The 12,170-nt window shown below is 65.4% G+C and carries 10 protein-coding genes and 1 tRNA gene; 3 read left to right on the top strand and 8 right to left on the bottom strand.

Translation table 11 applies throughout. The annotated features are described in order from the left end of the window. Positions 1-55: 55 nt before the first annotated feature. A complete protein-coding gene (locus tag OVA12_RS09845; RefSeq protein WP_268136750.1) occupies positions 56-1,054 on the top strand; it encodes a LacI family DNA-binding transcriptional regulator in 999 nt (332 codons plus the stop codon). Positions 1,055-1,174: 120 nt separating this feature from the next. Here the strand turns inward: OVA12_RS09845 and guaA are convergent, their stop codons facing one another. Together guaA and OVA12_RS09835 are read right to left on the bottom strand one after the other, a co-directional pair. Beyond that, entirely contained in the window at positions 1,175-2,746 is a 1,572-nt protein-coding gene (gene guaA / locus OVA12_RS09840; RefSeq protein WP_268136748.1) for a glutamine-hydrolyzing GMP synthase, read from the bottom strand. Between the two features lie 109 nt (positions 2,747-2,855). Next, the gene (locus tag OVA12_RS09835) at positions 2,856-3,359 is read right to left on the bottom strand and encodes a MarR family winged helix-turn-helix transcriptional regulator (protein ID WP_268136746.1); all 504 of its coding nucleotides are present in this window, start codon (positions 3,357-3,359) and stop codon (positions 2,856-2,858) included. Between the two features lie 386 nt (positions 3,360-3,745). Between OVA12_RS09835 and OVA12_RS09830 the strand changes: the two genes are divergently transcribed. Further along, positions 3,746-4,987, top strand: coding sequence for a tetratricopeptide repeat protein (locus tag OVA12_RS09830; protein ID WP_268136744.1), 1,242 nt, complete (start codon positions 3,746-3,748; stop codon positions 4,985-4,987). A gap of 83 nt (positions 4,988-5,070) precedes the next feature. On the opposite strand, the gene OVA12_RS09825 is transcribed toward OVA12_RS09830, so the two are convergent. From OVA12_RS09825 to OVA12_RS09810, 4 genes are all read right to left on the bottom strand, one after another. Continuing rightward, complete coding sequence (locus OVA12_RS09825) at positions 5,071-6,363, bottom strand: RsmB/NOP family class I SAM-dependent RNA methyltransferase (protein WP_268136742.1); 1,293 nt, start codon at positions 6,361-6,363, stop codon at positions 5,071-5,073. Positions 6,364-6,428: 65 nt separating this feature from the next. Beyond that, on the bottom strand, positions 6,429-7,931 hold the full coding sequence (gene guaB / locus OVA12_RS09820) for an IMP dehydrogenase (RefSeq protein ID WP_268136740.1): 1,503 nt from the start codon (positions 7,929-7,931) through the stop codon (positions 6,429-6,431). A gap of 185 nt (positions 7,932-8,116) precedes the next feature. Further along, a complete protein-coding gene (locus OVA12_RS09815) occupies positions 8,117-8,854 on the bottom strand; it encodes an RlmE family RNA methyltransferase (protein ID WP_268136738.1) in 738 nt (245 codons plus the stop codon). Beyond that, on the bottom strand, positions 8,851-10,293 hold the full coding sequence (locus tag OVA12_RS09810) for a Ppx/GppA phosphatase family protein (RefSeq protein ID WP_268136736.1): 1,443 nt from the start codon (positions 10,291-10,293) through the stop codon (positions 8,851-8,853). Before OVA12_RS09810 ends, OVA12_RS09815 begins: the two co-directional genes overlap by 4 nt. 885 nt (positions 10,294-11,178) lie before the next feature. On the opposite strand from OVA12_RS09810, the gene OVA12_RS09805 reads away from it, so the two are divergent. Next, positions 11,179-11,252: transfer RNA gene (locus tag OVA12_RS09805), tRNA-Gln, on the top strand. Positions 11,253-11,381: 129 nt separating this feature from the next. Here the strand turns inward: OVA12_RS09805 and OVA12_RS09800 are convergent. Beyond that, positions 11,382-11,546 (bottom strand): winged helix-turn-helix domain-containing protein, encoded by a 165-nt coding sequence (locus OVA12_RS09800; protein WP_268136734.1) that lies wholly within the window; start codon positions 11,544-11,546, stop codon positions 11,382-11,384. Positions 11,547-11,566: 20 nt separating this feature from the next. Then, a complete protein-coding gene (locus tag OVA12_RS09795; protein ID WP_268136732.1) occupies positions 11,567-12,019 on the bottom strand; it encodes a hypothetical protein in 453 nt (150 codons plus the stop codon). Positions 12,020-12,170: the final 151 nt, after the last annotated feature.

Raw genomic sequence — 12,170 nt, 5'->3', positions numbered from 1 at the left:
CCGGTTGGTGTGTAAAACTACGTTAGCGATAACGTTCCTTTTGGGAAAAATACCAGTGAGCCGAAGATCAGATCTCACGCGTCTGGAAGACATTGCCCGCCGTGCGGGCGTGTCCACGATGACGGTCAGCCGAGCCCTACGTGGCGTAGAAGGCGTGTCATCGGCCAAAAGGGCCGAGATAGAGGAAATTGCTAAGGCGCTGAAATACCTGCCCAATCTGCCTGCCAAGGCGATGGCCGAAGCAAACTCCGGCCTTGTCGGCATCTCTTTCCCGACGCTCTTCAACGAGGTGTTTGCGGACATGCTGCAGGGCATGCGCAGCGTGTTCGAGCGTCAGTCGATCGCAACCATCGTCAGCACGTCGGACTACAGCACCACGCAGGAGCTGGATTGGGCCGAGCGCCTGGTCGCCTGGCGCCCCGCCGGCATGGTGCTGACCGGCAGCCACCATGCAGACGAATTGATCGGTCTGTTGTCGGGAACCGGAATCCCCGTCGTCGAGATTTGGGACTGGAGGCCGGACCCGATCGACATGTGCGTCGGTCTCGATCACCAGGACATCGGGCTGACGCTGGGCCGCAAGCTGAAAGCTGCCGGCTATCGCGCACCCGGCTTTGTTGGCTGCCCTGAAGGACTGGATCCGCGCGCCGAAGCGCGCCTGAGAGGCCTGATGCAGGCCTTTGATCAGGAGATACCTGCCGGACGCTCGGCGTCGCGCAATGCATTCCAGCTGGGATATGACGGTTGCGCCGAACTGCTCTCCAGCAGTCCCGACATTGACCTCATTTTCGGTCTCAACGATCACGTGGCCTATGGTGCCTGGATGCATTTGCAATCACAGGGCATCAATGTGCCAGCACAGATCGGGCTTGTCGGCTTCAACGACCTGGGTTTGCTGAATGTGCTGCCGGTCAAACTCACGACCATGCGCACGCCGCGCGAACAGATTGGAGTCCTGGCCGCGAAGGCAATTGTTGCGCGATGCGCAGGCGTGACGTCACCCGTGAGGCTGAAGCTCGAGGCCGAGTTTGTTCAAGGTTCCACCACGCGATAGCGGCTGCGTGGGTCCCAGCAATCCCGCCCTGGCCGAAATGCTGCGCTTTCACCGATGACCTGAAAACAAAACGGCGGCCCACCAGGGGCCGCCGCCGACTTGCGCTCAAGGCAAGCGCGGTCATTCCCACTCGATGGTGCCCGGGGGCTTCGAGGTGATGTCGTAGGTCACGCGGTTGATGCCTTCGACCTCGTTGATGATGCGGGTCGCGGTCTCGCTGAGGAACTCGTGGCTGAAGGGGTAGTAGTCCGCCGTCATGCCATCGACCGAGGTCACGGCGCGGAGCGCGCAGGCGAAGTCATAGGTCCGCCCGTCGCCCATCACGCCGACCGTGCGCACCGGCAGGATCGCGACGAAAGCCTGCCAGATCTCGTCATAGAGACCGTGCTTGCGGATCTGGTCGATATAGACCGAATCCGCCTTGCGCAGGATGGCGAGCTTCTCGCGGGTGATCTCGCCCGGGCAGCGGATGGCAAGGCCCGGCCCCGGGAACGGGTGGCGGCCGATGAACTTCTCCGGCAGCCCCAGCTCGCGGCCGAGGGCGCGAACCTCGTCCTTGAACAGCTCGCGCAGCGGCTCGACCAGCTTCAGGCCCATCTTTTCCGGCAGGCCGCCGACATTGTGATGGCTCTTGATCGTCACCGACGGGCCGCCCGAGAAGCTGACGCTCTCGATGACGTCCGGGTAGAGCGTCCCTTGCGCCAGGAACTCGGCGCCATCAATCGAGTTGGCGTGCTTCTGGAACACGTCAATGAACAACTTGCCGATGGTCTTGCGCTTCACTTCCGGGTCGGACACGCCTTCCAGCGCGCCGAGGAACAGCTCCTGCTCATCCGCATGGATCAGGCGAATGTTGTAGTTGTCCCGGAACATGGTGACGACTTCTTCCGCCTCACCCTGGCGCAGAAGACCGTGATCGACGAAGACGCAAGTCAGCTGGTCGCCGATGGCCTCATGGATCAGCACGGCCGCAACCGAGCTGTCGACGCCGCCGGAGAGGCCGCAGATCACCTTTTTGTCGCCAACCTGGGCGCGGATCTTGGCAATCGCGTCCTCGCGGTAGGCGCCCATTGTCCAGTCGCCGGTGAAGCCGGCCAGACGGACGAAATTCTCGTAAAGCTTCTTACCATTCGGCGTGTGGTGAACTTCCGGATGGAACTGCACCGCATAGAAATTGCGCGAGGTATCGGCCGTGATGGCATAGGGCGCGTTCGGTGACACGCCATAGACCTCGAAGCCCGGCGCGATCTTGCTGACGTGATCGCCGTGGCTCATCCACACCTGCTCGCGCTCACCCTCGAACCAGCCATCAAGCAGCGGCAGCTTGTCGCCGGCCGGCGTGACAAAGGCACGGCCGAATTCTGCTGTCCCGCCACCGCCGGAGATCTTGCCGCCTTCGACCATACCGCCGAGGTCCTGCATCATGGTCTGCTGGCCATAGCAGATGCCGAGGATCGGCACACCGAGCGTGTAGACCGACTGCGGCGGACGGGGCGAGCCCGCGCGGGTGACGGAATCCGGCCCGCCCGAGAAGATCACTGCCTTCGGGGCGAACGCGGCGAGAAAGGCGTCGGTGACCTTCTGATACGGATGGATTTCGCAGTAGACATTCAGCTCGCGCAGACGCCGGGCGATGAGCTGCGTCACCTGGGAGCCAAAGTCGATGATGAGGAGGCGATCATGCTGTGTCATGGGCAGCTTCTACTCTGACATCTGACGGATTTGAACCGGATTCTTTGGGCGCAGCTGGTTCGTTTTGCGCTCGCATGCGACATCGCGGCGGGGTGACGCGGAAGCTGGATCAGGCACCGTCCTTGGTCTGCAGCGCTCCAAGCAGGCTGGCAAGGCGGATGCGGTCCGGAGCGCCAAGCCCCTTGAAGATCTCGGTCTCAAGCGGTCCAAGCCGGCCGCCGATGCCCTCGGCAAGATCGCGCCCGGCCTTCGTTGCCTTCAGCACCACAAGGCGGCGATCCTGCCGGTTCTCGGACTTCTTAAGCAGCTTGCGATCGGTGAGCCGCGTGGCCGCGCGGCTGATCGCCACCGCGTCCAGCCCGGTGCGCGCGCCAAGATCGCGCACGGAACCCTCGCCCGCCTCGATCAGCGCCGACAGCACCAGCCATTCCGGCAGCGCGATGCCGTGCTCGTTCTGCAGCGCCTTGACCAGCCGCCGCTCGACAAGCCGCGCGGCGGCCAGGATCTTCAGCGGCAGGAAGTTGTCGAGCCCGATCGCCGGCTCGCTGTCGAACAGGCTGACCTGTGCGGGAGCGGTTGCGGCTTGTGCCGCCTTGTTGCCTCTGGCTGCCATGGGTCTCTCCTGCCGTCCTGTGACGGCGCCGCAGGATCTTGGGGCCGTGTGCATCGCCAGTCATCCTGCCGGGTGACACATCGGACATGCCCCGTCATATCAATTTCACTTCAAGTGAAAAGATCGGCAGGCAAGGTTAAAGCCGCTCCTCCACAGGTTTCCGTTGCAGCCAGCCGCGTCACCACCCCGCGGCCGGCAGCGGCTTTTGACCCGGGCCCCCGGACTGGGTAAGCTTAACCCATGTTCGGCAAGGATGATTCGGATTGCATTTCAGTTGAAAGCATCCGCCAACCGGGGCTCGCAGCCGCATCACCGCCGCCAGCATCCGCGGATGTTGGCCGACAGGGCGGCAAGAGGCCCACGCAGAGGGGAAACGGTCCTCCGCCATGACGACGGCCGACGATACCATGTCTACACCGGCAACGGTCGCCGCAGCCGCAGCGGCCGCCCGAATGGATCTGTCACGCCCGGCAGGCTCGGGCGACACGCCGGCCGGTGATGCCGGCGCACCCTCTCTGATGCCGCCGGTGCCAAGCCTCGAGAACGCGCGCCGGTCGCAGGAGGAGGTGGAAGACGCCTTCGCGCAGGCGACCGCGGCAATGCGCGCGGGCCAACTTGAAGAGGCGGCCGCCCAGTTCCGGAAAATCCTGTTCACGCACCCCGACCACGGCCGGGCCAGGGCCAATCTCGGCAACTGCCAGTTCCTGCTGGGCGATCTGGCCAATGCGGAAAGCTCGTTCCGTGCCGTGCTCACCGACACGCCGGAGAACCACAACGCCCTTTACGGTCTTGCCTCGATCCTGATCCAGCAGGGCAACCTCGAAGAAGCGCAAGGCTTTGCCGGGCGGCTGTGTTCGCTGATGCCGGACAGCGCCCCGGCCCAGACCCTGCTGGGCGATGCCGCCTCTTCGGATCCGCGTCCAGGTACGGCGATTGCTGCCTATCGGGCGGCGCTGCGGATTGATCCCGCTTACGCCCCTGCCCTCATCGGCCTGTCCCGCCTCCTGCTGAAGCGCAATCGTCTGGATGAAGCGCGCGATCTGGCCGAACGGGCCCTTACTGAGGATGCGCAATCGGTCGCCGCCTTCGTCTGTCTTGGTGATGCCCTGGCCGCGCTGGGTGAGCTTTCCCCCGCGCGCGAGGCCTATGACGCCGCGCTTGGACTTAGCCCCGGCGACACGGACATCAAGGTCCGCCTGTCGCTGCTGGCGCGCAAGTCTGGCGACCTGAAGGCGGCGCTCCGCCACGCCGATGATGCATGGACCGAACGGGCTGACGACCGCGAGGCCGGCAATGCCATTGGCGCGGCCCTCGCCGCCCTCGGCGAACGGCTGGCCGCACGCGAGGTCCTCACTGCCATGGCCAACGGCCGCCCGGTTCCTGACTGGGTGCGCGACGTGATCGAGAAACATCGCACCGTGCCGATGCCCGACCTCGTCTGGTCGCCACATGCGCCGCTTCAATCGCCCTCAGCCCAGCCTGCCGCGATCCAGACCGCAGCGGACGCTGCGCTCGCCGGATCGGCTGAAGACAGTGATTACGCCACTGCAGAGGATCCGCAGACGCCCAATGACAGTGCTGATCAGCAACGCGTCTCCGGCGCTGAGCCCGAGAGCCAGATCGGCTGATCATCGTTTGCGAAAACAAAACACCGTGCGGTCTTGCGACAGCACGGTGTTTCAGTTTGCGGATTGTTCGTCCGTCAGGCGCGTCAGCTTACGCGGGTGACGACGGACAGGAAGAAGCCGTCGGTGTCCGTCGAGGCCGGGGTCAGCATCAGATGGCCTTCAGGGCTGACATGCACCGGCTTCGGCTTGCCCGGCAGGGCGGCCGCGAAGGCGTCTGCCGCCGACTTGCGGGCAAAGCGCGTGTCACGAGCCAGAAACGCTTCGATCTGGTCGCGGTTCTCGGCGTCAAGGATGGAGCACGTGGCATAGACAAGGCGTCCGCCGGGCTTCACGAAGCGCGCCGCTGCATCCAGCACCCGCGCCTGTTCCTCGATCCGGTCAGCCAGTGCCTTTTCGCTGAGCCGCCACTTGGAATCCGGCCGCCGCCGCCACACACCGGTGCCGGTGCAAGGCGCATCGACAAAGACCAGATCCATCTGCCCATCCAGATCCTCCAGCGATCCGGTCTGCGGATCACGCACCTGCACGTTGCGCGCGCCCGCACGCGCCAGGCGCTCGTGGATGGGCGCCAGCCGCAGCCGGTCGTTGTCATAGGCGTAGATCTGGCCACGGTTTTCCATCAGCGCGGCCAGAGCCAGCGTCTTGCCGCCGCCGCCAGCACAGTAATCGAGCACCTGTTCGCCCGGCTTTGCCCCGGCCACCAGGGCTGCGATCTGGCTTGCCTCGTCCTGCAGTTCGAACCAGCCCTTGCGATAGCCTTCCTCGGCCTGCACATGCGGCAGACGCGCCGCACCCGGCTTCGGCTCGACCCTGAGGCCGAAGGGCGACAGCGCCGTTTCCTTCAGCTCGATATGGGCGAGGCGCTTGAGGACCTTGTCACGCGACGCCTTGAGCGTGTTGGCGCGCATGTCGATGGGGGCCCGGCGTGCCAGTGCCTTGCCTTCGGCGACGGCGTTGCCGCCAAGCGCTGCGGCAAAGGCCGGCCAAAGCCATTCCGGGACGTCGGCGGCAATGGCATCGGGCGCCGCGTCCGCCCGCGGCGTGGTCAGCGCGGCCTTTTCGGCTTCGCTCAACGCCTCCGGCGCATGCCGGTCGTCAGCCATCACCTCTTCCAGCCGCGCCAGACCCTGCTGCCAGTTGAGCGCGTAGGTCGCCAGCGCCAGCGCACGGGCACTGCTGTCCTGCATCTGCCAGCCGAGGCTCTGCTTGTGCCGCAGGGCATCGAACACCAGGTTGCCGATGATCGTACGATCTCCGGACCCGGCAAAACGGTGGGCGTTGCCCCAGTCCTTCAGCGCGTCCTGCACCGGACGGCGGCGGCTTTCCACCTCGCCCAGCACTTCGATGGCCGCGGCGATCCGTCCACCATCTTTCATGTCATTGCTCCAGTGTTTCAGGCGGGCACCACGGCGCCCGACCCGGTCACCTGTGGCTCTACCCGTCAGATATTTGTCGGATAGTTCGGGCTTTCACGCGTGATTGTCACGTCATGGGCATGGCTTTCCCGCAGGCCAGCGCCGGAAATGCGCACGAACCGCGCCTTTTCCTGGAACTCGGGCAGCGTCTTTGCGCCCACATAGCCCATCGCCGCGCGCAGGCCACCGGCCAGCTGATGCAGCACGCTGGACAGCGGGCCCTTGTAGGGAACCTGACCCTCGATACCTTCGGGCACCAGCTTCAGCGAGTCACGCACTTCCGCCTGGAAGTAGCGGTCCGCCGAGCCACGGGCCATCGCACCAACCGAGCCCATGCCGCGGTAGGACTTGTAGGACCGGCCCTGGTGCAGATAAACCTCGCCCGGGCTTTCCTCGGTGCCAGCCAGCAGCGAGCCGATCATGGCACCGGCAGCGCCTGCCGCCAGCGCCTTCGCCAGATCGCCGGAATACTTGATCCCGCCATCGGCAATGATCGGCACGTCATGCTTGGCCGCCTCATCGCAGGCCTCGAGAATGGCAGTGAGCTGCGGCACGCCGACACCGGCGACGATACGGGTGGTGCAGATCGAGCCCGGCCCGATGCCGACCTTGACCGCGTCCGCGCCGGAATCGATCAACGCCTTGGTCGCCTCGCGCGTCGCGACGTTGCCGGCCAGCACCTGCACGGTGTTCGACATCTTCTTCACTTCGTTGACCATCGCCAGCACGCGGGCCGAATGGCCATGGGCGGTGTCAACGACCAGAAGGTCCACGCCGGCATCGATCAGGCGCTCGGCGCGCTGCATGCCTTCATCGCCCACCGAGGTGGCGGCGGCAACGCGCAGGCGGCCCTGGTCGTCCTTCGAGGCGTTCGGGTTCAGCTGTGCCTTTTCGATGTCCTTGACGGTGACGAGACCGACGCAGTTCAGCGCATCGTCCACCACCAGCAGCTTCTCGATGCGGTGCTGATGCAGCAGACGCTTGGCTTCGTCCTGGCTCACCGTGTCGCGCACCGTGATCAGGTTCTCGCGGGTCATCAGCTCATAGACGCGCTGATCCGGGTTAGTGGCAAAGCGCACGTCACGGTTGGTCAGAACCCCAACCAGACGGCCAGTCACCTGACCCCCGGCCCCGCCGTTTTCCACGACCGGAATGCCGGAAATGCCATAGGCCTTCATCAGGTCCAGCGCATCCTTCAAGGTCGCGTCCGGGCCGATGACGACCGGGTTCACCACCATGCCGCTTTCGAACTTCTTCACCTGGCGCACTTGCTCGGCCTGCTGGTCAAGGCTGAGGTTGCGGTGAATGACGCCAATGCCGCCGGCCTGCGCCATGGCAATGGCAAGGCGCGCCTCGGTGACGGTATCCATGGCGGAGGACAGGATCGGCAGGTTCAGCTCCAGCGAGCGCGTCACGCGGGTGCGCAGGTCGGTCTGGGCCGGCATCACCTCGGAATGACCGGGGATCAGCAGCACGTCGTCAAAGGTGAGCGCTTCAGCGCCGGTTGCCGGAACGAAAAAAGTGGCCATTGCCAATTCCCCTGTTGAGAAAGCCCGAAATCCGCCACCCCATGGCGGGGATGGCGGCGACGAATAGTGCTTCGGCGATGCCGGAGAAGTTGGCGCGGGTGAATAACACGCAGGTGACACCTTGAAAAGATCAAAGCGTCCACAGGCTGTTTTTGCAGTTAAGCCGGGGACAGCCCCTCACCGCCTCAGTCGTCGCTGTCGTGCGACTGGCCAAAGACGCTGCCCGGTGCCCGCCGGCCGCGAAATCCCTTCGCGACAACATAGAGTTCCGGGCTTTCCTTGCGGCTGGCCGGCGGCTTGATATGCGCCACCGACGTGAAATCCTGCTTGAGAAGCGACAGCAACTGGTTCTCCGTGCCGCCGCGAAACACCTTGGCCAGGAAAGCGCCGCCAGGGGCAAGGTTCTCCAGTGCGAACTGGATCGCCACCTCGAACAGGTGAGTCGTGCGCAGATGATCGGTCTGCCGGTGCCCCGTGGTGGGCGCCGCCATGTCCGACAGCACCACATCCGGCTTCTGGCCGCCAAGCGCGGCCAGCAGGGCATCCGGCGCGTCCTCGTCGAGGAAGTCCTTCTTCAGGAAGGTCACGCCGGGGATATGGTCCATGTCGAGATAGTCGATGCCGACCACGATCGGTTCATCCGGTGACGACCCGACCCGGTCGACCGCGATCTGGCACCAGCCACCCGGTGCCGCGCCAAGGTCAACGACGCGCGCGCCCGGCTTCAGCAGGCTCAGCTTGTCGTCGATCTCGATCAGCTTGTAGGCCGCGCGCGAGCGGTAGCCGTCCATCTTCGACCGGCGGACATAGGGGTCATTGAGGTGGCGCTCCAGCCAGCGCGTCGACGAGACCGTGCGCTTGGCCGCCGTCTTGACGCGCACATGCAGGCCGCGTTCACCCGATCCGCGTTTGCCCTCGCTCATGTCGTTCCTTTCTGTCCCCGCGGGGACCGGCTGCCGCGCGACCAGACGCCGTCCGCAGCCATCAGTTCTGTCAGAATACCTTCCCGCAGGCCCCGGTCCGCCACCCGCAGGCGCGAACAGGTCCAGCGGCGGCGGATCGCCTCGAGAATGGCGCAGCCCGCCAACACCAGATCGGCCCGGTCCGCCCCGATGCAGGGGTTGCCGATCCGCTCTTCGTAGGACATGCCGCGCAGCTTCTCGATCATCGCCGACACGTCCTCATCAGCCAGCCACGCACCGTCGACCCGGCGCCGGTCATAGCGCCGCAAGCCGAAATGCACGCCCGCCAGCGTCGTCACCGTGCCGGATGTGCCCAGCATATGCACCTGACCGGCCTCGATCGCCTCGCTCAGCGCCGTGCCGACCGCAAAACCGGCCAGATGTTCGGACACGTCATCGACCATGTCCTCGAAGATCTCGTGCGTCACATGCATGCCGCCGTGGCGTTCCGCCAGATTGACGACGCCCACCGGCAGCGATGTCCAGGCGCGGATGAACCGCGTCAGGGCGTAGCCACGCGCATTGCCCCGGTTGCGCAGGTCCAGCCAGACGATTTCGGAGGAGCCGCCGCCGATGTCGAACAGCAACACGCCTTCGGCATCCCGGTCGACCAGCGTCGCGCAGCCAGCAACCGCCAGCCGGGCTTCGGTCTCGCGGTTGACGATTTCCAGCGCCAGCCCGGTTTCCCGCTGCACCCGGTCGATGAAGTCCGGCCCGTTGCCCGCCGCCCGGCAGGCCTCGGTGGCAATGAGACGAAACCGCGACACGCCGCGCTCGACCAGCTTGCGCTGGCAATTGTCGAGCGCGTCGATCGCCCGGTCCATGGCCGCATCGGACAGCAGCCCGCTCGCCCCCACGCCTTCGCCGAGCCGGACGATGCGGGAAAACGCATCGACCACCTTGAAGCCGCGCTCTTCCGGCCGGGCGATCAGCAGGCGGCAATTGTTGGTGCCGAGGTCCAGCGCCGCATAGAGCTGATTGTCCGGCGCCCGCGCCGGCGCACCCGGAGCACGCGCCTCGCGCTGGGGCTGACGCTCGCCGCCGCGTCCATTTGCGTCACCTGCAACCGCTGACGCGGTCCGGCGGTCTGCGTGCCCCCGCGCGGCTGGCTCGGTTGCCGAACCGCCATCGCCCGGTCCACGTACGACTGAGCCATGGGCATGACCAGTATGCAGACCCGCGCCCTCTGCCGCCTTGCCAACGGCACCATCGGGTGCATCATTGCGAAAATGTCCGCTCGGTCGCCCGCGCGCCCGTCTGCGGCGGCCGCGGCTCGCAGAAGCACCGCCTGTCCCGTCACCATGACCGGCCGCGGTCCGCGTATCCCCGCTTCCCTCCCGCGCGGCAAGCCCCACACCAGATGCGGCCGCCAGATTTGCCGCATCAGAGGCCCCCTGCATCAAAGCCCGGTCACCGCTCCCGGCAGCCCCGCCTGCTCCAGCTCCCGCGCTGGCACTCGCACCGGCGCTCGCACTACCACTCGCACCGGCACTCGTACTGGCACCTTGGCTCGCGCTGCCTCCAAACGAAAACGCGCCGCCACGGCCCTTACCCTGGCGACGTCCCTTGCCCTTTCTGGGGGCGTGCTGATTGGGCCCTTGCAGCGCGCGTCCGCTTGCGCCGAAACCAGAGCCATTTGACTTGCCCGCATTGGCGAGACCGGAACCGGAGCTGCCTGCGCCGGTCCCGTCAGCTGCGGACGGGCCCGAACCGCTGTTCCCGGCCAGGGGCTCGCCCTGCATGTCGGCCCGGCGCTCAGCCCGGTTGGGGCGATTGCGCCGTTTGCCCTTCTTGTGCGCCGGACGCGGCGCCGAAGACGTTTCCGCCTGCGGTCTTGGTGCTTGCGCACCGGATTCGCCTCCCCGTCCACCGCCTGCCGGGCCCTTGCCCTGCCGGCGGCGTTTCTTGGTGCGCGGCCGCCCGATGGCAGCTGCGGGAGGCGACGCCGCGCCAGCCTGCCCCCGTGCTGTGCCGGGGGCGTTCTGACCCGAGTCGTCCACTTCGATGTCCTTTTCGCGCTGCCTCTGCGGCAAACCGCCGGGCGCGCCTGATCGTGATGTTGGACAAAGTGTATCAGGTTGCCCCCGCGCACGCAAAGGACACCTGTCGGCCTACCCGCCGCCGCCAAGGCGCCGGATCCCCTTGCATTCACGCCGCCTTCGAACACTGTCATCACGCAGTCATCCACAGGCGACAAAACTTTTTGCAAGAGCCTGTTGATCCCGCCCGAACCTGCAGCTATAAGCCCCTCACATCGCGGCGCGGACAGCAGCCGCAGCGTCTACTGGGGAATAGGTTAACGGTAGACCCACGGACTCTGACTCCGTTAGTCCTGGTTCGAATCCAGGTTCCCCAGCCAAAAACTTCCAAGCAAACACAGGCAGACGTACGGTACTCCCCCTTGGGGACGTCCCCACACTCAAATGTTCTGTTGCCCTAGCGCGTGTGCGGCGGGCATCCCGGCGATCCAAGCCGTCCCCGCATCAAATCATTGAAACTGCAGCCGCCCGCTCGGCAAAAGCTCCTCCCGCTCCGCCTGGCTCAGGCAGAGATCATCCGCAATGTGCTCGGCCACATCCGCCACACGGGTTTCTCCAACCGCCGCCAGCCGCAGCACCGGACGCATGGGGGACTCGTAATCGGGGCTGGTCATTCTCAGCTCCCAAGAAACGGTCAAATGTCCGGGTGATGCTCAACGTTTGCCGCGACATAGTACCAGTCGACATCGAGCTCGACGGCTCTTGCCCGGCAAGCTGCAATAGCGTGAGGCGTCATTCGTTCCTCTACCAAAGGAGCCGTATCAATCACCATCATGACTGGAATCATTTCACCGGATCTCGCTTTCACCTCGGCTCTATGCGCAGCAAGCTTGTCGATATCGGACCTGACTTCGCCGGGGCCAAGGCGGGATCGGGCCCGTTCGCTGGCCTTCACTTCGATGGCGGCGAGCATGTGCCGCAATGTCTGGCTGCAGTTGCGGCGACGCAAGTCTCCCCGGATGGCGTCAGTGAACAGCACGACATCGGGGATCGGCTCAAAGCCCCCTCGAAAGCCCTCCGCCTTGCGTTGATCGAGGGCCTGGAACAACCGGGAAACAGGATTGTCGACCCACTGCTTGACGTTCATGCCGAGTTGTCCGGCGGGAACACCAGCCAGACGAAAACAGTGATAAATCACGGCTTGGTAATGTAGCTCGCCAGCCAGAACACTTCGGCATTCCGACACGATCCAAGGCCACGCCGCGGCAATTGCCGCCCTCGCGTCCTCCAGTGTGCAG

Origin of the sequence: Pannonibacter sp. SL95 (assembly GCF_026672425.1) — a bacterium.
Taxonomy (GTDB): Bacteria; Pseudomonadota; Alphaproteobacteria; order Rhizobiales; family Stappiaceae; genus Pannonibacter.
Note: the sequence above shows the minus strand (reverse complement) of the source record. Positions and strands in the feature narration are given on the sequence as shown.